The organism is Pantoea sp. 1.19 (assembly GCF_001922585.1).
Classification (GTDB): domain Bacteria; phylum Pseudomonadota; class Gammaproteobacteria; order Enterobacterales; family Enterobacteriaceae; genus 1-19.
On sequence record NZ_MRBS01000005.1, the window covers coordinates 182,728 to 201,270 of the forward strand.

Annotated in this window: 14 protein-coding genes; 10 read left to right on the top strand and 4 right to left on the bottom strand. The window is 60.6% G+C overall.

All coding sequences use genetic code 11. The features are described 5' to 3' along the window. The first annotated feature begins 96 nt into the window (after nucleotides 1-96). Nucleotides 97-795: a pirin family protein gene (locus BS626_RS11505; RefSeq protein WP_075182535.1), complete on the top strand. Its 699-nt coding sequence runs from the start codon at nucleotides 97-99 to the stop codon at nucleotides 793-795. A gap of 20 nt (nucleotides 796-815) precedes the next feature. Here BS626_RS11505 and BS626_RS11510 read toward each other — a convergent pair whose 3' ends face one another. After that, a complete protein-coding gene (locus BS626_RS11510) occupies nucleotides 816-1,409 on the bottom strand; it encodes a YhgN family NAAT transporter (RefSeq protein WP_075182536.1) in 594 nt (197 codons plus the stop codon). Between the two features lie 208 nt (nucleotides 1,410-1,617). On the opposite strand from BS626_RS11510, the gene asd reads away from it, so the two are divergent. From asd to glgP, 6 genes are all read left to right on the top strand, one after another. After that, nucleotides 1,618-2,727: an aspartate-semialdehyde dehydrogenase gene (gene asd / locus BS626_RS11515; RefSeq protein ID WP_075182537.1), complete on the top strand. Its 1,110-nt coding sequence runs from the start codon at nucleotides 1,618-1,620 to the stop codon at nucleotides 2,725-2,727. Between the two features lie 301 nt (nucleotides 2,728-3,028). Continuing rightward, complete coding sequence (gene glgB, locus BS626_RS11520) at nucleotides 3,029-5,221, top strand: 1,4-alpha-glucan branching enzyme (protein ID WP_075182538.1); 2,193 nt, start codon at nucleotides 3,029-3,031, stop codon at nucleotides 5,219-5,221. Further along, entirely contained in the window at nucleotides 5,211-7,199 is a 1,989-nt protein-coding gene (glgX, locus tag BS626_RS11525; protein WP_075182539.1) for a glycogen debranching protein GlgX, read from the top strand. The genes glgB and glgX overlap by 11 nt, the downstream gene beginning before the upstream one ends. Before the next feature lie 13 nt (nucleotides 7,200-7,212). Then, the gene (glgC, locus tag BS626_RS11530) at nucleotides 7,213-8,511 is read left to right on the top strand and encodes a glucose-1-phosphate adenylyltransferase (RefSeq protein ID WP_075182540.1); all 1,299 of its coding nucleotides are present in this window, start codon (nucleotides 7,213-7,215) and stop codon (nucleotides 8,509-8,511) included. Between the two features lie 44 nt (nucleotides 8,512-8,555). Then, nucleotides 8,556-9,989, top strand: coding sequence for a glycogen synthase GlgA (glgA, locus tag BS626_RS11535; protein WP_075182541.1), 1,434 nt, complete (start codon nucleotides 8,556-8,558; stop codon nucleotides 9,987-9,989). A gap of 57 nt (nucleotides 9,990-10,046) precedes the next feature. Continuing rightward, entirely contained in the window at nucleotides 10,047-12,494 is a 2,448-nt protein-coding gene (glgP, locus tag BS626_RS11540) for a glycogen phosphorylase (protein WP_075182542.1), read from the top strand. A 54-nt stretch (nucleotides 12,495-12,548) separates the two neighbouring features. Here glgP and nfuA read toward each other — a convergent pair whose 3' ends face one another. Both nfuA and gntX read right to left on the bottom strand, forming a co-directional pair. Further along, complete coding sequence (gene nfuA, locus BS626_RS11545; RefSeq protein ID WP_075182543.1) at nucleotides 12,549-13,124, bottom strand: Fe-S biogenesis protein NfuA; 576 nt, start codon at nucleotides 13,122-13,124, stop codon at nucleotides 12,549-12,551. Nucleotides 13,125-13,187: 63 nt separating this feature from the next. Next, a complete protein-coding gene (gene gntX / locus BS626_RS11550) occupies nucleotides 13,188-13,868 on the bottom strand; it encodes a DNA utilization protein GntX (RefSeq protein WP_075182544.1) in 681 nt (226 codons plus the stop codon). Between the two features lie 34 nt (nucleotides 13,869-13,902). Between gntX and bioH the strand changes: the two genes are divergently transcribed. Together bioH and BS626_RS11560 are read left to right on the top strand one after the other, a co-directional pair. Continuing rightward, entirely contained in the window at nucleotides 13,903-14,676 is a 774-nt protein-coding gene (gene bioH, locus BS626_RS11555; RefSeq protein ID WP_075182545.1) for a pimeloyl-ACP methyl ester esterase BioH, read from the top strand. A 125-nt stretch (nucleotides 14,677-14,801) separates the two neighbouring features. Next, nucleotides 14,802-15,068 carry a YdgH/BhsA/McbA-like domain containing protein gene (locus BS626_RS11560; RefSeq protein ID WP_075182546.1) on the top strand — a complete coding sequence of 89 codons (267 nt, stop codon included), beginning with the start codon at nucleotides 14,802-14,804 and terminating at the stop codon, nucleotides 15,066-15,068. Between the two features lie 57 nt (nucleotides 15,069-15,125). Here BS626_RS11560 and BS626_RS11565 read toward each other — a convergent pair whose 3' ends face one another. Continuing rightward, entirely contained in the window at nucleotides 15,126-17,450 is a 2,325-nt protein-coding gene (locus BS626_RS11565; RefSeq protein WP_075182616.1) for a Tex family protein, read from the bottom strand. A 164-nt stretch (nucleotides 17,451-17,614) separates the two neighbouring features. Between BS626_RS11565 and greB the strand changes: the two genes are divergently transcribed. Next, nucleotides 17,615-18,097: a transcription elongation factor GreB gene (gene greB / locus BS626_RS11570; RefSeq protein WP_075182547.1), complete on the top strand. Its 483-nt coding sequence runs from the start codon at nucleotides 17,615-17,617 to the stop codon at nucleotides 18,095-18,097. Nucleotides 18,098-18,543 lie beyond the last annotated feature (446 nt).

Consider the following 18,543-nt stretch of genomic DNA (forward strand, 5'->3'; position numbering starts at 1 on the left):
GCTTTCATATTATTTGAACAAAGACGTTAATTTTCTCCGCTATCTTCTCATTCGCTTCAGGTTCAGACTGCTAAAAAACGGTGAGGAGAATTGAAGATGATTTACCTGCGTAAGGCACAAGAGCGCGGCCATGCCAACCACGGCTGGCTCGACAGCTGGCACACCTTTTCCTTTGCTAACTACTATGATCCTAATTTTATGGGCTTCTCCGCCCTGCGCGTGATTAACGAAGACGTTCTCAATCCCGATCAGGGATTTGGTACCCATCCGCACAACGATATGGAGATCCTGACCTACGTGCTGTCCGGTACGGTCGAACACCAGGATAGCATGGGTAATAAAGCGCAAATCCCCGCCGGAGAGTTCCAGATAATGAGCGCCGGTACCGGTGTGCGTCACTCCGAGTACAACGCCAGCTCCCGCGAGCCGCTGCATCTGTACCAAATCTGGATCCTGCCGCAGGAGACCGGTATCGCGCCGCGCTATGATCAGCGCCGCTTTGCCGACGTCTCCGGCCGCCAGTTTGTCCTGACGCCGGACGCTCGTGAAGGCTCCCTGAAGGTCTGTCAGGACATGACCCTGTCGCGCTGGACGCTGAAGCAGGGTGAGCAGGATAGCGTGACGCTGGATGCCGAACGCCACGTGTGGATTCAGGTCGTAAGAGGGGAGGTGACGATCAACGGTCAGTCGGCAGCGGCCAGCGATGGGCTGGCGATTGCCGGGGAGCATGCGCTCACCATCGTCGCCGACAGCGACGCGGAAATTCTGCTATTTGATCTGCCGCCGGTGCAGTAAGCCGGCGCCGCCCACGATGATTACAGCTTCAGATAAGCGCGAATGCCATCCAGAAACATCTGGGTGGCCAGCATAATCAAAATCAGCCCCATCAGGCGCTCCAGCGCGTCCACGCCTTTGCTGCCCAACAGGCGCAGAAACAGCCCGGACATCAGCAGAATCACCGCCGTACAGCCCCACGCCAGCAGCAGCGCGCCGACCAGATAGCCCATCTGACCCGGATACTGGTGTGACAGCAACATCAGCGTGGCCAGCAGCGACGGTCCGGCCACCAGCGGGATGGCCAGAGGCACCAGGAACGGCTCTTCACCGGCCGACAGCCCGCTGCTGTTATTGTCGTGAGACGGAAAAATCATCTTGATCGCGATCAGGAACAGGATAATGCCGCCGGAGATCGACACGGTTTCGGTACGCAGATTCAAAAACGCCAGAATGCGTTCACCGGCAAACAGAAACAGCAGCATCAGAGCCAGCGCGATCAGCATTTCGCGGATCAGAACGATGCGCCGACGTCGCGGCTCCAGATGCTTCAGTACCGACATAAAAATCGGCAGGTTGCCTAGCGGGTCCATGATCAGCAGCAGTAATATCGTCGCCGAAATCAATTCAGTCATCAGCTCTCTCTCAATAGTCACGGGCGGTAAACGGCCCGCGGCGCCGCCATTAGCGGCGCTGCATAAAAAAACGCACGCATCGAATTAATTCACTTGCCAGTCCGGACGCAATTTGTAACGTTGGTAGGCATCGCAGAGCGATATTCTACATGGTTCACGCCGGCCGTCACGGTGCGGCTGGTCGTCAGGTGGGTGAAAAGGATAAAAGATGAAATCTGTGGGGCTAATTGGTTGGCGCGGCATGGTGGGTTCGGTCCTGATGCAGCGAATGGTAGAAGAGCAGGACTTCGCGGTGATCAAACCGGTGTTCTTTTCAACGTCGCAGCACGGACAGGCGGCGCCGGCGTTGGGTGGACATACAGCGGGCACCTTACAGGACGCGTATGACCTGGACGCGCTGCGCGCGCTGGACATTATCATTACCTGCCAGGGCGGTGACTATACCAGTGAGGTCTACCCCAGACTGCGCGCCAGCGGCTGGCAGGGCTACTGGATCGATGCGGCATCCACGCTGCGCATGCAGGATGATGCCATCATCATTCTTGATCCGGTTAACCATCAGGTGATCAAACAGGGGCTGGACCGTGGCGTAAACACCTTCGTCGGCGGCAACTGCACCGTTAGCCTGATGCTGATGTCGCTGGGCGGCCTGTTTGCGCACGATTTAGTTGAGTGGGCCTCGGTAGCGACCTATCAGGCCGCCTCCGGCGGTGGCGCGCGCCACATGCGCGAGCTGCTGAACCAGATGGGGCGCCTGCATCATGAGGTGGCCCCGTCGCTGGACAATCCGGCGTCGGCCATTCTGGACATTGAGCGTCGCGTGACCGAGCTGACCCGCAGTGGCTCCCTGCCGGTCGATAACTTTGGCGTGCCGCTGGCCGGCAGCCTGATCCCGTGGATTGACAAGGCGCTCGACAATGGCCAGAGCCGCGAAGAGTGGAAAGGGCAGGCTGAAACCAACAAAATCCTTGCCACTACCCACACTATTCCGGTGGATGGGCTCTGTGTCCGCGTGGGCGCGCTGCGTTGCCACAGTCAGGCCTTCACGCTGAAGCTGAAGCAGAACGTGCCGCTCGCGGAAATTGAGCAGCTGTTGGCCAGTCACAACGACTGGGTGAAAGTGGTGCCAAACGATCGTGAGTTGACCATGCGTGAACTGACGCCAGCGGCGGTGACCGGTACGCTGACTACCCCGGTGGGACGCCTGCGCAAGCTGAACATGGGCCCGGATTATCTGTCCGCCTTTACCGTCGGCGACCAGCTGCTGTGGGGCGCGGCAGAGCCGCTGCGCCGTATGCTGCGCCTGCTGGTTGATTGAGTTGTACTGAGGCCAGCTCCCGCTGGCCGCCATGGCGGTGCTCTCCGGTGCGTCCGACGCCGGATACCGCCAGGCAATAACTTTCTGACGCGTTTCGACATTTTTTGCCGCGGCTTTCCAACAGCCCTGGCTATGCTTATATCGCTGTGCCTGAATGTTTGCCGTTTTGGTTGTTCGTTTGACCGTATTGCGTGCTGTCTGCTGTGCCCCGCGCCGGGGAAGGAAGCGGTTACGTGTTGAGCTCAATAGAAGAGCAGCATCTCCGTGCGCTGAGATGACTGCCGGAATAACAGGGTGAGTTATGTCAGAGCTTCCCGATCGTCATGTGATTAATGCCCTATTCTCTGGACACTACGCCGATCCGTTCGCTTTCCTGGGCATGCATGAAACCGAACAGGGCCTGGTCGTCCGCGCTTTACTGCCTGATGCTGCCGAAGTCTGGGTGGTGGAGACGCAAACTGGCCGTCAGTGTGTACAACTGACCTGCCACGATTCCCGCGGTTTTTTCAGCGGTACGCTGAAGCGAAAAAAACCGTTCCGCTATCAGTTGGCCGTCACCTGGCATGGCCAGCAAAATCTGATCGATGACGCCTATCGTTTTGGGCCGCTGCTGCAGGCGATGGATAGCTGGTTGCTGTCAGAGGGCACCCATCTGCGGCCCTACGAAAATCTCGGCGCCCACGCCGCCACAATCGACGGTGTAATCGGTACCCGTTTTAGCGTCTGGGCACCGAACGCCCGCCGGGTGTCAGTGGTTGGTGAGTTTAACTTCTGGGACGGCCGGCGTCATCCCATGCGGTTTCGCCGCGAGAGTGGCGTCTGGGAGCTGTTTGTGCCCGCTGCGCGCAATGGCCAGCTGTACAAATTTGAAATTATCGACGCCCACGGTCAGCTGCGGATCAAAGCCGATCCCTACGCTTTTGAGGCGCAGATGCGTCCGCAAACCGCGTCAATGATTTGCGGCCTCCCGCCGAAAGTCACGCCCTCACCGTCCCGCCAGCGTGCAAATCAGCTGGACCAACCGATCGCGATTTATGAAGTACACCTGGGGTCGTGGCGGCGTCATACCGACAATAATTTCTGGCTAAGCTACCGGGAACTGGCCGAGCAGCTGGTGCCCTATGTCAAAGAGATGGGTTTTACCCACCTCGAACTGATGCCGATCAATGAGCATCCGTTTGACGGTAGCTGGGGTTATCAGCCGCTGGGAATGTATGCGCCAACTCGCCGCTTTGGCACCCGCGATGACTTCCGCGCCTTTATCGATGCCGCCCATGAGGCAGGCCTCAACGTACTGCTGGACTGGGTTCCCGGCCATTTTCCTGATGATGAATTTGGTCTGGCGCAGTTTGATGGCACGTCGCTGTATGAGCACAGCGATCCGCGTGAAGGCTACCATCAGGACTGGAACACGCTGATCTACAACTTTGGCCGCCGCGAAGTCAGTAACTATCTGACCGGCAATGCGCTCTACTGGATGGAACGATTTGGCATTGACGGACTGCGCGTGGATGCGGTGGCGTCGATGATCTATCGCGACTACAGCCGCAAGCCCGGAGAGTGGGTTCCCAATCACCTCGGCGGGCGGGAGAATCTGGAAGCGATCGCGTTTCTGCGCAATACCAACCGCACCCTGGGCCAGACGGTGCCGGGAGCCGTTACCGTCGCGGAAGAGTCAACCGACTTCCCCGGCGTCTCCCGTCCGCCCTCTGGCGGCGGCCTCGGCTTTTGGTACAAATGGAACCTCGGCTGGATGCACGACACGCTCGATTACATGAAGCTCGATCCCATCTGGCGACGTTATCATCCCGATTTGCTGACCTTCGGCATGCTGTATAACTACAGCGAAAACTTTGTACTGCCGCTTTCCCACGATGAAGTGGTACACGGCAAGCGCTCAATTCTGGATCGCATGCCCGGTGACGCCTGGCAGAAATTTGCTAACCTGCGCGCCTATTACGCCTGGATGTGGGCGTTCCCGGGTAAAAAGCTGCTGTTTATGGGCAATGAATTTGCTCAGGGTCGCGAGTGGAACCACGATATCAGCCTCGACTGGCACCTGCTGGAGGGGGAAGACAGCTGGCACCACGGCGTGCAGCGGTTGGTGAAAGATCTCAACCACACCTATCGCCGCTTCCCGGCAATGTGGCAGCAGGATTATGACCCACGCGGCTTTGAGTGGCTGGTGGTTGACGACCACGAAAACGCGGTGTTTGTCTTTGTGCGCCGCGACTGTGACGGTAATGAGATAATCGTGGCCAGTAACTTCACTCCGGTGCCGCGCCACCACTATCGGTTTGGCATCCATCAACCCGGCCGCTGGAGCGAAGTGCTCAACAGCGATTCCGGACACTATCACGGCAGTAACCTGGGTAACCTCGGCGGCACCGATAGTGAGGCGATCCCCAGCCACGGGCGGGCGCACTCGCTCTCCCTGTCGCTGCCGCCGCTGTCGACGATCTGGCTGGTGCGGGAGGCGCAAGATGACGCCTGAGCCCGAACGATTGGCATCGCATCCCGGACAGCCTGAACCGCTGGGGGCACACTGGCAGGGTGACGGCGTCAATTTTGTGCTGTTCTCCGCCCATGCTGAGCAGGTAATCCTGTGCCTGTTTGACGATCGGCAGCGGGAAATTCGAATTCCGTTAACCGCGCGTACAGGCGACCGCTGGCATATTTTTGTTCCCGGCCTGCGCCCCGGTCAGCGCTATGGCTATCGCGTAGCCGGACCCTGGCAACCCGAGCAGGGCCACCGCTTTAATTCGGCAAAGCTGCTGGTGGACCCCTGCGCCCGGCAGGTGATTGGCGAAGTGGGCCAGGAGGCCCAGCTGTATGGCGGTGAGTGGCAGCGCGATGAGCAGGACAGCGCCGCGGTAGCGCCGAAAAGCGTGGTGATTGCCGATGATTTTGACTGGCAGGGAGACGCGCCGCTGCGTACGCCCTGGGGCGAGACGGTGATTTATGAGGCGCACGTGCGCGGGCTGACGCAGCTGCATCCGGAGATACCCGCTCCGCTGCGCGGTACCTACCGGGCGCTCGGCCATCCGGTGATGATTGCCTACCTGCAGCGGCTGGGGATCACCGCGCTGGAGCTCCTGCCGGTGGCGACCTTCGCGGATGAACCGCGCCTGCAGGCACGCGGGCTGCGAAACTACTGGGGCTATAACCCGTATGCGCTCAGCGCGCCGAGCGCGCGCTACGCCGCCGGCGTGGATCCGCTGCGCGAGCTGCAGGAAGCGGTCAGGGCACTGCACCAGGCGGGAATCGAGGTGATTCTGGACGTGGTGTTTAACCACACCGCCGAACTGGAAGAGATTGGCCCGACGCTCTCCCTGCGCGGCGTGGACAACAAAAGCTACTACTGGCACGAAGAGGAAGGGCGCTATGCGAACTGGACCGGCTGCGGCAACACGCTGAACCTCAGCCATCCGGCGGTCATTGACTGGACACTGGACTGCCTGCGCTTCTGGGTGGAACACGCGCACATCGATGGTTTTCGCTTCGATCTGGCGCCGGTACTGGGACGTACGCCGGCGTTTGACGCGGCGGCACCGCTGTTTCAGGCGCTGGCGGCCGATCCGCTGCTGTCGACGTGCAAGCTGATTGCCGAACCCTGGGATATCGGACCGGAAGGGTACCGGCTGGGGCAGTTTCCCGCGCCCTTTGCTGAATGGAACGACCGCTTTCGCGACGGCCTGCGTCGCTTCTGGCTTTGTGACGATGCGGGCTGCGGCGAACTGGCTAACCGGCTTAGCGCATCGCGCGACCTGTTTAATCCTCCGCGCCGACCGGCGGCCAGTATCAACCTGATCACCGCGCATGACGGCTTCACCCTGCGTGATCTGGTGAGTTTTGACCATAAACACAACGAGGCCAACGGCGAAGAGAACCGCGACGGCCACGATGCCAACTACAGCGGCAACCAGGGCGTTGAGGGGCTGGACGCGCCGCCGGCGGTCCAGCAGGCCCGGCGCGTTCGTATGCAGGCATTGTTAACCACGCTGCTGCTGGCGCAGGGCACGCCGATGCTGCTGGCCGGGGATGAGCTGGGGCACAGCCAGCAGGGTAACAACAACGCTTATTGTCAGGATAATCCCACTACCTGGCTTCACTGGCAGGAAGCAGACTCCGCGCTGCAGGCCTTCACCGCCCGTGTGATCCAACTGCGCAAACGGATTCCGGCCCTGACCGGTAACCGCTGGTGGCAGGAGGGAGACGGCAATGTCGAGTGGCTCAATGGCCGGGGTACACCGATGACGCGCGACGACTGGGAACAGGGGCCGCGCCATTTACAAATCATGCTCTCCGGGCGCGGGTTGATCGTGCTGAACGGTGAAGCGGAGCCCGCCGCCTTTATCCTCCCTGAGGGGGAATGGCTGCCGGTAACGTCCGACGACGGAGAGCCGGGTACCATCCTGTTAGCGGTCTGGCATGGTGCTGCGCACGCCGCGTGCGTCTTCCACAAGCGATGAGAAGGAGTCAGACATGGTCACGTTAGAAAAAAATGCCCTGATGCTGGCGCGTCAGCTGCCGACCCAAACCGTAGCGCTGATCCTGGCGGGCGGGCGCGGCACGCGCCTGAAAGATCTGACGGCCCGGCGAGCGAAGCCGGCGGTGCACTTTGGCGGCAAGTTCCGCATTATCGACTTTACCCTCTCCAACTGCCTCAATTCCGGGATCCGCCGTATCGGCGTTATCACGCAATACCAGTCGCACACGCTGGTGCAGCACATTCAGCGCGGCTGGTCATTTCTCAATGTAGAAATGAACGAGTTTGTCGATCTGCTCCCGGCGCAGCAGCGCTCTACCGCGGAGCACTGGTATCGCGGCACCGCCGACGCGGTGGCGCAGAACCTCGATATCGTGCGGCGCTACGGCGCGCAATATATTCTGATTCTGGCCGGCGATCATATCTACAAAATGGACTATTCGCGGATGCTTATCGATCACGTCGAGAAGGGCGCGCTCTGTACCGTGGCCTGCCTGCCGGTGCCGATTGAAGAAGCCAGCGCGTTTGGCGTGATGGCGGTGGACGACGAGAATCGCGTCGTGGAGTTTGTCGAAAAACCGGCCAATCCCCCACACATGCCAGACGACCCCACCCAGGCGCTGGCCAGCATGGGAATTTACGTCTTTAACGCCGATTACCTGTTTGAGCTGCTGGAAGCGGAGCTAATGCAGACCGATACCGATCATGATTTCGGTAAAAATTTGCTGCCAAAAATCGTTGCCAGCGGCGCGGCCTACGCCCACTCCTTTACGCTGTCTTGCGTACAGGAAACCGACGGAGCCCCGGCTTACTGGCGCGATGTGGGAACGCTGGAAGCCTACTGGCGCGCCAACCTGGATCTGGCCTCGGTCACGCCGGAGTTGGATATGTACGATCGGCACTGGCCGATTCGTACCCATATGGAACCGCTGCCGCCGGCCAAATTTGTCCAGGATCGCTCCGGCAGCCACGGCATGACCATGAACTCGCTGGTGTCTGGCGGGTGCATCATCTCGGGATCGGTCGTGGTGCATTCGGTGTTGTTTTCCCGCGTGCGTATCAACTCCTTCTGCAATATTGATCACGCAGTGTTACTTTCTGATGTGGTGGTCGGGCGCTCCTGTCGCCTGCGTAATTGCGTGATCGACCGCGCTTGTGTACTGCCCGAGGGAATGGTGATCGGTGAGAATCCGGATGAGGATCGCCGCCGCTTCTACCGTTCTGAAGAGGGAATTGTTCTGGTGACCCGACGCATGCTGGCCAAACTGGAGAGCGCGCCGGGTAACGGCATTTAGATCGGGGACCGTGGACCGGCGCCCGTTCTTTTTAAGGAGATGCAATGCAGGTATTACATGTCTGTTCGGAGCTGTTCCCTCTGTTAAAAACCGGGGGGCTGGCCGATGTGGTCGGTGCGCTGCCGGCGGCACAAATCGCGGAAGGCGTTGATGCCCGCGTGCTGATTCCGGCCTATCCGGAGATCCGCAGGGGCATTGTTGAAACCCAGCTGGTAGCGGAGGTCCATACCTTCGCCGGTTTTATGCAGCTGCGATACGGCCAGTTTAACGGCGTGGGGGTATACCTGATCGACGCGCCCCATCTTTACGATCGTCAGGGCAGCCCGTATCACGATGAGTCGCAGTTTGCTTACACCGATAACTTTTTGCGTTTTGCGCTACTGGGCTGGGTTGGCTGCGAACTGGCCTGCGGCCTCGATCCGTTCTGGCATCCCAACGTGGTACATGCGCACGACTGGCACGCCGGGCTGGCACCGGCGTATCTGGCGGCGCGCGGACGGCCGGCGAAGTCGGTATTTACCGTCCACAATCTTGCCTATCAGGGATTATTCCAGGCGCACCATCTCGATCAGATCCAGCTGCCGTGGTCATTTTTCAATATGCACGGCATGGAGTTTCACGGGCAAATCTCCTACCTGAAGGCCGGGCTGTTTTTTGCCGACCATATTACCGCGGTCAGCCCGACCTACGCCCGCGAGATCACCCTGCCGGAGTATGGCTGTGGAATGGAGGGACTGCTGCGGCAGCGCCAGCTGGAGGGGCGGCTGAGCGGTATTCTGAACGGCGTCGACGCGGAGATCTGGGATCCGTCACATGACACACTGCTTAACGCGACCTACACCCGTGATACCCTGGATAACAAGGCGGAAAATAAGCGCCAGCTGCAGGTGGCAATGGGGCTTAAAATTGACGACAAGGTGCCGATCTTTACCGTGGTCAGTCGCCTGACCAGCCAGAAAGGATTGGATCTGGTCCTCGAGGCGCTGCCGGGCCTGCTGGAGCAGGGGGGGCAGCTGGTACTGCTGGGCGCCGGCGACGCCGCGCTCCAGCAGGGGTTTCTCGCCGCGGCGGCCGAACATCCGGGGCAGGTCGGCGTACAGATTGGTTATCATGAAGCGTTTTCGCATCGCATTATGGGCGGGGCAGACGTGATTATGGTGCCCAGTCGCTTTGAGCCCTGCGGGCTGACTCAGCTGTATGGCCTGAAGTACGGTACCTTACCGCTGGTGCGGCGCACCGGCGGCCTGGCGGACACAGTGAATGACAGTTCGCTGGAAAATCTGGCCGACGGCATCGCCAGCGGCTTTATGTTTGAAGATAGCAACGCCTGGTCGCTGCTCCGGGCGATTCGACGGGCATTTGTGCTCTGGTCTCGTCCCTCTCTCTGGCGCTTCGTGCAGCGGCAGGCGATGGCGATGGACTTTAGTTGGCAGGTCGCCGCCAGGGACTACCGCGATCTTTATCAGCGTTTGATGTAGGTTTATCCCCCGCCGGTCGGGTCGGGGGAAGATCGGACTGAATCAGGAAACGTGATCATGAATGCACCTTTTAGCTATGCTGCCCCCACGCTGTCGGTCGAGGCGCTGAAACACTCGATTGCCTATAAGCTGATGTTCACCATCGGCAAAGATCCTTCGATTGCCAACAAGCACGAGTGGCTGAACGCAACCCTGCTGGCGGTGCGTGACCGCATGGTGGAACGCTGGCTGCGCTCTAATCGCGCCCAGCACTCGCAGGAAGTCCGCCAGGTCTACTACTTGTCGATGGAGTTCCTCGTTGGCCGCACTTTCTCCAATGCCCTGCTGGCCATCGGCATTTACGAGGACATTCGCGCCGCGCTGGAGGAGATGGGGCTGGATTTGGAAGAGTTAATCGACGAAGAGAACGATCCGGGCCTCGGTAACGGCGGTCTTGGTCGGCTGGCAGCCTGTTTTCTCGATTCGCTGGCGACGCTGGGGTTGCCCGGCCGCGGCTACGGCATTCGCTACGAATACGGCATGTTTAAGCAGAATATCGTCGATGGACGGCAGGCGGAATCGCCTGATTACTGGCTGGAATATGGCAATCCGTGGGAGTTCGTCCGCTTTAATACCCGCTACAAGGTGCGCTTTGGCGGGCGGCTGCAGCAGGAAGGCCACCGGATGCGCTGGGTGGAAACTGAAGAAGTGCTGGCAACCGCCTACGATCAAATCATCCCCGGTTTTGATACCGATGCCACGGCCACGCTGCGCCTGTGGGGCGCGCAGGCTAGTAACGAAATCAACCTGGGTAAGTTTAACCAGGGAGACTATTTTGCGGCGGTAGAAGACAAAAATCACTCTGAAAACGTCTCGCGGGTGCTGTATCCGGATGACTCAACGAATTCCGGGCGCGAACTGCGCCTGCGCCAGGAGTATTTCCTGGTGTCGGCGACGGTACAGGATATTTTGCATCGCCACTATCGGCTGCATAAAAGTATGGCCAACCTGGCCGACAAGATTGCTATCCACCTGAATGACACGCATCCGGTGCTGGCGATACCGGAGCTGATGCGCCTGCTGATCGACGAGTATCAGTTCAGCTGGAATGACGCTTTTGATATGTGCTGTCAAATCTTCTCTTACACAAACCACACGCTGATGAGCGAGGCGTTGGAGACCTGGCCGGTCGATATGCTGGGCCGCATTCTGCCGCGCCACCTGCAGCTGATTTTTGAGATCAATGATGACTTCCTGAAGACGGTTCAGGAACAGCACCCGGACGATATCGGCCTGCTCTCGCGCATTTCGATCATTGACGAGCACAACGGTCGTCGCGTGCGGATGGCGTGGCTGGCGGTGATTGTCAGCCATAAAGTCAACGGCGTTTCTGAGCTGCACTCCGACTTAATGGTGCAGTCGCTGTTTGCCGATTTCGCCGCGCTGTTCCCGGGGCGTTTTTGCAATAAAACGAATGGCGTGACGCCGCGCCGCTGGCTGGCACTGGCGAATCCGTCGCTCTCCTCGGTGCTGGATGATGCCATCGGCCAGACCTGGCGCACCGATCTCAGCCAGCTAAAAGAGATTGAAAAAAATATCGACTATCCCAGCTTTATTCACCAGCTGATTGAGGCCAAGCTGGAGAACAAGCAGCGGCTGTCGGCATGGGTCGCGAAACATCTCGACATCGTGCTCGATCCAACCGCGCTGTTCGACGTGCAGATCAAGCGCATCCACGAGTACAAACGTCAGCTGCTGAACGTCCTGCACATCATTACGCATTACAACCGGATCAAGGCCGATCCCACCGCCGACTGGGTGCCGCGGGTGAAAATTTTTGCCGGTAAAGCGGCGTCAGCCTACTACATGGCAAAGCACATCATCCATTTGATCAACGATGTGGCGAAGGTGATCAATAACGATCCGCTGGTGAAGAATAAGCTGAAGGTGGTGTTTATCCCCAACTACGGCGTGAGCAGCGCGCAGATCATTATTCCGGCAGCGGATCTCTCCGAGCAGATCTCGCTGGCGGGCACCGAGGCGTCGGGCACCAGTAATATGAAGTTTGCCCTTAACGGAGCGCTGACCATTGGTACGCTGGACGGTGCCAACGTCGAGATGCGCGAGCACGTGGGCGCAGAGAATATCTTTATCTTCGGCAACACCACGCCGGAGGTCGAAGCGCTGCGCAGTCAGGGCTATAACCCGCACAGTTACTACGACAACGACGCAGAGCTGCAGCAGGTGATGAATCAGATCGCTACCGGCGTATTTAGCCCTGACGAACCGGGACGCTACCGCAATCTCTTCGATTCACTGGTGAATTTGGGCGATCACTACCAGCTGCTGGCAGATTACCGCAGCTACGTTGATACCCAGGATGACGTCGATGATCTGTTCCGCCAGCCGGAGGAGTGGACGCGCCGCGCGGTGATGAATATTGCCAATATGGGCTACTTTTCGTCAGACCGCACCATTCAGGAGTACGCCGACGAGATTTGGCATATTTCGCCCATCCGGCTGTAGCCGGAAGCGCCGTCGCCTCGCGTTTACGGGAGGCGACGCGCTGCCGGGCAGGGCTCAGTAGTAAGAGTGCTCGCCGCGCTGGTGCTCGGTGAGATCGCGCACGCCTTTCAGCTCCGGGAACTGCTCCAGCAGCTGCTTTTCAATGCCCTCTTTCAGCGTCACGTCTACCATTGAGCAGCCGTTACAGCCGCCGCCGAACTGCAGAATTGCATAGCCTTCCGGCGTGATCTCCATCAGGGAGACCTTGCCGCCGTGGCCGGCCAGCTGCGGATTAATCGCGGACTGCAGGACGTACTCAACGCGCTCCAGCAGCGGGGCGTCATCCGCCACCTTGCGCATCTTGGCATTGGGCGCTTTCAGCGTCAGCTGTGAACCGAGATTATCCGTGACGAAATCAATCTCCGCGTCTTCCAGATAGGGGGCGCTCAGCGCATCAACGTAGGCCGACAGCTTGTCAAATTTCAGCTCGGTATCGGTGGATTCTACCGCGTCGGGCGGGCAATAGGAGACGCCACACTCAGCGCCTGGCGTGCCGGGGTTAATCACAAATACGCGGATTTGTGTCCCCTCTTCCTGACCGGAAAGGAGTTTGGCAAAGTGGTCTTGCGCAGGTTCAGTAATACGGATCATGGCAGTGCTCACGCTTAATAGTTGAGTAAAATACTGGGTTATTATACGCCCATCGCCGGTGCCCTACAAGGTGCGGCACAGGCACCAGACCTGCACGCTGGCAGCGCCGGCGGCCTGCAGCAGCCGACACAGCTCGCCCACGGTGCTGCCGGTGGTCACGACGTCATCCACGATCGCCACGTGGCGACCTGCGACGGCGAGGGCCAGGCGAAAGGCCCCGCGCAGATTCCGGCGGCGCCCGGCGGCAGACAGCGCGCGCTGTGCGCGACCGTGGCGGATGCGGCGCAGGCCGTCGGCGGCATACTCGCAGCCCAGCCAGTGGGCTAACTGCCGGGCCAGCAGCGCAGCCTGGTTAAAGCCACGCCGCAGGACGCGGCGGCGGTGCAGCGGCACGCTGAGCAGCAGATCCGGCGCAACAATCGCCTGCGCGCGGCGCAGAGACAACCAGCGTAACAGGATTAGTCGGGCGAGGGGAGCGGTGAGTGCGGTGGTCCGGTGGAATTTAAAGCGCGTCACCAGCGTGCTCAGCGGCGGGCTGTAATCACTCACCGCCACCAGCCGCTGCCACGGCGGTGGACGCAGCAGACAGCGGCCACAGGCGAGCGCGGGGTGCGCCGACGGCAGGCCGCAGCGCGGACACACCGCGAGGGACGGCAGGCTGCGCAGACACAGACTACAGATGCCGTGTCCGGGCAGCCGCAGCGGCATTTCGCATAGCCAACAGCGGGCGGGCATTGATAGCATAGCGGCCTCCTGAGTCAAACCGGAATCGTAACCTATGACCACGCTTTACTGGCAGACCCTGGGTGAAGGGAATACCGATCTTGTGATGCTGCATGGCTGGGGGCTGAATGCCGAAGTGTGGCAAGACATTGTGCCGCGGCTGCGCCCGCATTTTCGGCTGCACCTGGTGGATTTGCCCGGCTATGGCCGCAGCGGCGGCTGGCCGGCCTTGCCGCTGACGGAGATGGCCGCGGCGCTGAGCGCCCGGGCGCCGGCGCGGGCGCTGTGGCTCGGCTGGTCGCTCGGCGGGCTGGTAGCGACCCAGTTTGCGCTCAGCCAGCCGGCGCAAGTGCGCGGACTGATTACCGTCGCGTCATCGCCCTGTTTTACCGCCTGTCGCGACTGGCCGGGTATCGCGCCGGAAACGCTGGATCAGTTTAGCCAGCAGCTGGGCAGCGACTATGCCCGAACGGTTGAGCGCTTTCTGGCGCTGCAAACCCTTGGGACGGCCAGTGCCCGCGGCGATGCGCGGCGGCTGAAAGCGGTGGTATTATCGCAGCCGCAGCCGCCGGTGGCCGTGCTGGAAGGCGGTCTGGCTATACTGCGCGACGTGGATCTGCGTCCGCAGCTGGCAACGTTGACGTCGCCCGCGCTGCGTCTGTATGGCCACCTGGACGGTCTGGTGCCGCGGCGCATTGCCACCGCGCTGGATACCCTGTGGCCATCCAGCCGAAGTCAGGTGATCGATAAGGCCGCGCATGCGCCGTTTATCTCGCATCCCGAGGCGTTTTGTGACGCGCTGCTGGCGTTTAGTGCGGAAGCACGCTGATCGAATAGGGCGCGTATTTACTCACTGTGGGGATGGCGCTATAAAGAAAGATGAGCAGGAGCGTCTTGTGCAGGCCCTGCCTGACAACGCCTCTGGCCTGCTCGTTACCTAAGGAGAGGATAATAATGAAAGCTTTACTCACCGCTGTACCGCTGGCGCTGGCCGCCATTCTGTCAGGTAATGCCCTTGCCGCGGAGCAAATTACCCGCGATCAGGCTGAAGAGATGAATCTGGTTAAGCTCGGCTCGGTGACCACGGAAACCCAGAGTTCGCCGATGGATGCCAACGCGCGGCTGTCGCAAAAGGCCGATGCTTTGGGAGGGAAATATTACGTGATCATTGCCGCTGACGAGAAGGACCGCGTCCACGTACTCGCTGAGGTCTACAAGTAAGTCGCGACGCAGCGTCTGACTAAAACCTGCCTTGCGGCAGGTTTTTTGCTTTCCGACTCAGCGCTTTTTGCCGAAGGCGGCCGCCAGCGCATCGCCCATCGCGCTGTTGCCGGAGGACGCGGCCGCCGGTCGCGCCCGTCCTTTCGCCGCCGCGGGGCGCGCGGTGTCCCGACCGGTGGAGGCCGGCGGGCGGCGGCCGCTGCCTTCACCCGGCTGCTCATCGAGGCGCATGGTCAGTGCGATACGCTTCCGCGGCAGATCCACCTCCATCACCTTCACCTTCACGATGTCGCCGGCTTTCACCACCTTGTGCGGGTCGTCGACAAATTTGTCGGACAGCGACGAGATATGCACCAGGCCGTCCTGATGGACGCCGATATCGACAAAGGCCCCGAAGTTAGTGACATTGGTGACTGCCCCTTCCAAAATCATCCCCGGCTGCAGATCGCTCAGGGACTCGACGCCCTCAGCGAACTGCGCGGTCTTAAATTCCGGACGGGGATCGCGTCCCGGTTTTTCCAGCTCTTTAATGATGTCGGTCACCGTCGGCACGCCGAACTGTGCGTCGGTGAAGTCTGACGCGTGCAGCGAGCGCAGCGCTGAACCGTTGCCCATCAGCGCCTGTAGTGCCTGCTCGGTTTTGGCCAGGATACGCTCCACCACCGGATAGGCTTCCGGGTGTACGGTGGAGGCGTCCAGTGGATTATCACCGTGGTTGATGCGCAGGAAGCCCGCGCACTGCTCGAAGGCTTTCGGCCCCAGGCGGCTCACCTTCAGTAGCTGCTGACGATTGCGGAAGCGCCCGTTTTCATCACGCCAGCTAACGATGTTTTGCGCCATCATCCGGGTCAGGCCGGCCACGCGGGTCAGCAGCGCCACCGACGCGGTATTCAGATCCACGCCGACGGCGTTCACGCAGTCTTCCACCACCGCATCCAGTTTTTTTGCCAGCTGCGACTGGCTGACGTCGTGCTGATACTGACCGACACCGATGGATTTCGGATCGATCTTCACCAGTTCCGCCAGCGGATCCTGCAGGCGGCGGGCAATCGACACTGCGCCGCGCAGCGATACGTCAAGATCCGGGAACTCCAGCGCCGCCAGTTCGGAAGCGGAATAGACTGAGGCGCCGGCTTCGCTAACGATCACCTTCTGCGCCTTCACCGCCGGGAACTGCTTCTGCACCTCAAGGAAGAAGCGCTCGGTTTCGCGCGAGGCGGTGCCGTTACCGATCGCCACCAGTTCTACCTGATGGCGGGTGCAGAGCGCTGCCACTGCCGCTGCCGCTTTGGCGGCCTGCCCGGTGTGCGGATAGATGGTGTCAGTCGCGACCAGCTTGCCGGTGGCATCGACGACCGCCACCTTAACGCCGGTGCGCAGACCCGGATCGAGGCCCATGGTCGCGCGCATGCCCGCCGGTGCGGCCATCAGCAGATCGCTGAGGTTGCGGGCGAAGACGTTAATGGCCTCCTCTTCCGCGCGCTCGCGCACGCTGCCCATCAGTTCCGTTTCCAGATGCAGCAGCACCTTGATACGCCAGGTCCAGCTGACCACGGCCTTGCGCCAGGCGTCTGCCGGAGCGTTGTTCAGCCTCAGACCGAGGTGATCGCTGATGATCTGCTCACCGTAGCTTTCGCGCGGCGGTTCATCATGCTGCGGGTCGGGATTCAGGGCCAGCTGCAATACCCCTTCGTTGCGGCCGCGAAACATCGCCAGCGCCCGGTGCGATGGCACGCTGGAGAGGGCTTCGTGGTGGTCGAAATAGTCGCGAAACTTGGCGCCCTCTTCCTCCTTACCGGGCACCACGCGCGCGACCAGGTGCGCCTGTTTCCACAGCCAGTCGCGCACTTTGGCCAGCAGCGCGGCGTCTTCTGCAAAGCGCTCCATCAGGATATAGCGCGCGCCGTCCAGCGCCGCTTTGACATCTGCGACGCCGCGGTCGGCGTCCACGTAGCCGGCGGCCAGCGTTTCCGGCTGCTGCGTGGGATCCTGCCACAGGCGATCGGCCAGCGGCTCCAGACCCGCCTCAATGGCAATCTGACCGCGGGTGCGACGCTTTGGCTTGTAGGGAAGATAGAGGTCCTCGAGTTCGGTCTTGCTTAGCGTGCTGCCGATCGCGGCGGCCAGCGCCTCGGTGAGTTTTCCCTGCTCGTCGATGGATTTCAGAATCGCCTGGCGGCGATCGTCCAGTTCACGCAGGTAGCCAAGGCGGGTCTCCAGCTGACGCAGCTGCGTGTCGTCGAGGCCACCGGTCACTTCCTTACGATAGCGTGCAATAAACGGCACGGTATTCCCTTCATCCAGCAGGCGAACGGCAGCATCAACCTGTTCAGCCCTGGCCTGGAGTTCACTTGCAATAATGCGGCTCAGCGAATCTTTCATCATCAGTGGTCTTTTCGGCTTCAGAAATTGTCGACAGTTATACGGATTGCGGCATAAAAATGCCAGCGGCCGGCCGGTGTTTCACCCCTTTCTGAGCGTGGTGTCGCTCACGCAGGCCTGCCAGTCTGCGGTATAGTGAGCTTTTTACCCGCAGGAGCAACGCTGTGAAAACGCTGCTGATTACCCGTGAGGGCTACAACAAACTGCGAGCCGAGCATGACCACCTTTGGCATGAAAAGCGGCCTGAAATTACCCGTATTGTCTCCTGGGCGGCGAGTCTGGGCGATCGCTCGGAGAACGCCGATTACACCTATAACAAGCGCCTGCTACGCCAGATCGACCGGCGGGTGAGCTATCTGCGAAAATGCCTCGCCGAGTTGAAAATTGTCGACTACGCGCCGCAGCAGGAGGGGCGGGTCTTTTTTGGCGCCTGGGTCGAGATTGAGAATGAAACCGGCGAGGTGTTGCGCTTTCGCATCGTCGGCCCGGATGAAATTTACGGTGAGGCCAAAGGCTATATCTCGATTGATTCGCCGATGGCGCGGGCGCTGATTAAAAAAGCGGTTGACGACGAGTGCGTGGTGCAGACGCCGGAAGGGGCAAAAACCTGGTTTATTAACGCCATTCGCTATCAGAGCGGTTTCTGAGCACGGGAAAAAGCGGGGAGGCGAGGATCGGGGCCAATGGCATAATGCGGCAGCGTGCATTACGCCTGGCGGAGCAGTCAGGCCCGCCGCGTGCGCGGACGCTGAATCTCGCCGCTGGCGTGGCGGCCGCGGCGTATTCAGCGGCGCCGAATGATAATCAGGCGCTCGCGGTGCGGCCGGGAAGCCAGATTGCGCGCCGTGACGGAGCTTCGCGCGATCGGCGCGATCGGTTTTGCCGCGCGCGGCACTCGGATGGTAAGACCCGTGAGTAACGGGTACAGCCTGGCAGAGTCCCGTTACGCCGCGCTGACCGCCAAGCCAGCGGCGCGCAGACCCCTCTGCGGTTTCAAAGCTTGCCGCTGACCGGCTGCGCGAACAAACGCCGGGGCAGGCAGGGTAAAGCCACGTCGGAGGGATGCTGGCGGCGCGACCGCGGTGCGTTTTGC

Bases quoted from the DNA above. Each gene is read 5' to 3' on its own strand.
- BS626_RS11505 (WP_075182535.1), top strand. From the start codon at position 97: ATGATTTACCTGCGTAAGGCACAAGAGCGCGGCCATGCCAACCACGGC.
- BS626_RS11510 (WP_075182536.1), bottom strand. From the start codon at position 1,409: ATGACTGAATTGATTTCGGCGACGATATTACTGCTGCTGATCATGGAC.
- asd (WP_075182537.1), top strand. From the start codon at position 1,618: ATGAAATCTGTGGGGCTAATTGGTTGGCGCGGCATGGTGGGTTCGGTC.
- glgB (WP_075182538.1), top strand. From the start codon at position 3,029: ATGTCAGAGCTTCCCGATCGTCATGTGATTAATGCCCTATTCTCTGGA.
- glgX (WP_075182539.1), top strand. From the start codon at position 5,211: ATGACGCCTGAGCCCGAACGATTGGCATCGCATCCCGGACAGCCTGAA.
- glgC (WP_075182540.1), top strand. From the start codon at position 7,213: ATGGTCACGTTAGAAAAAAATGCCCTGATGCTGGCGCGTCAGCTGCCG.
- glgA (WP_075182541.1), top strand. From the start codon at position 8,556: ATGCAGGTATTACATGTCTGTTCGGAGCTGTTCCCTCTGTTAAAAACC.
- glgP (WP_075182542.1), top strand. From the start codon at position 10,047: ATGAATGCACCTTTTAGCTATGCTGCCCCCACGCTGTCGGTCGAGGCG.
- nfuA (WP_075182543.1), bottom strand. From the start codon at position 13,124: ATGATCCGTATTACTGAACCTGCGCAAGACCACTTTGCCAAACTCCTT.
- gntX (WP_075182544.1), bottom strand. From the start codon at position 13,868: ATGCTATCAATGCCCGCCCGCTGTTGGCTATGCGAAATGCCGCTGCGG.
- bioH (WP_075182545.1), top strand. From the start codon at position 13,903: ATGACCACGCTTTACTGGCAGACCCTGGGTGAAGGGAATACCGATCTT.
- BS626_RS11560 (WP_075182546.1), top strand. From the start codon at position 14,802: ATGAAAGCTTTACTCACCGCTGTACCGCTGGCGCTGGCCGCCATTCTG.
- BS626_RS11565 (WP_075182616.1), bottom strand. From the start codon at position 17,450: ATGAAAGATTCGCTGAGCCGCATTATTGCAAGTGAACTCCAGGCCAGG.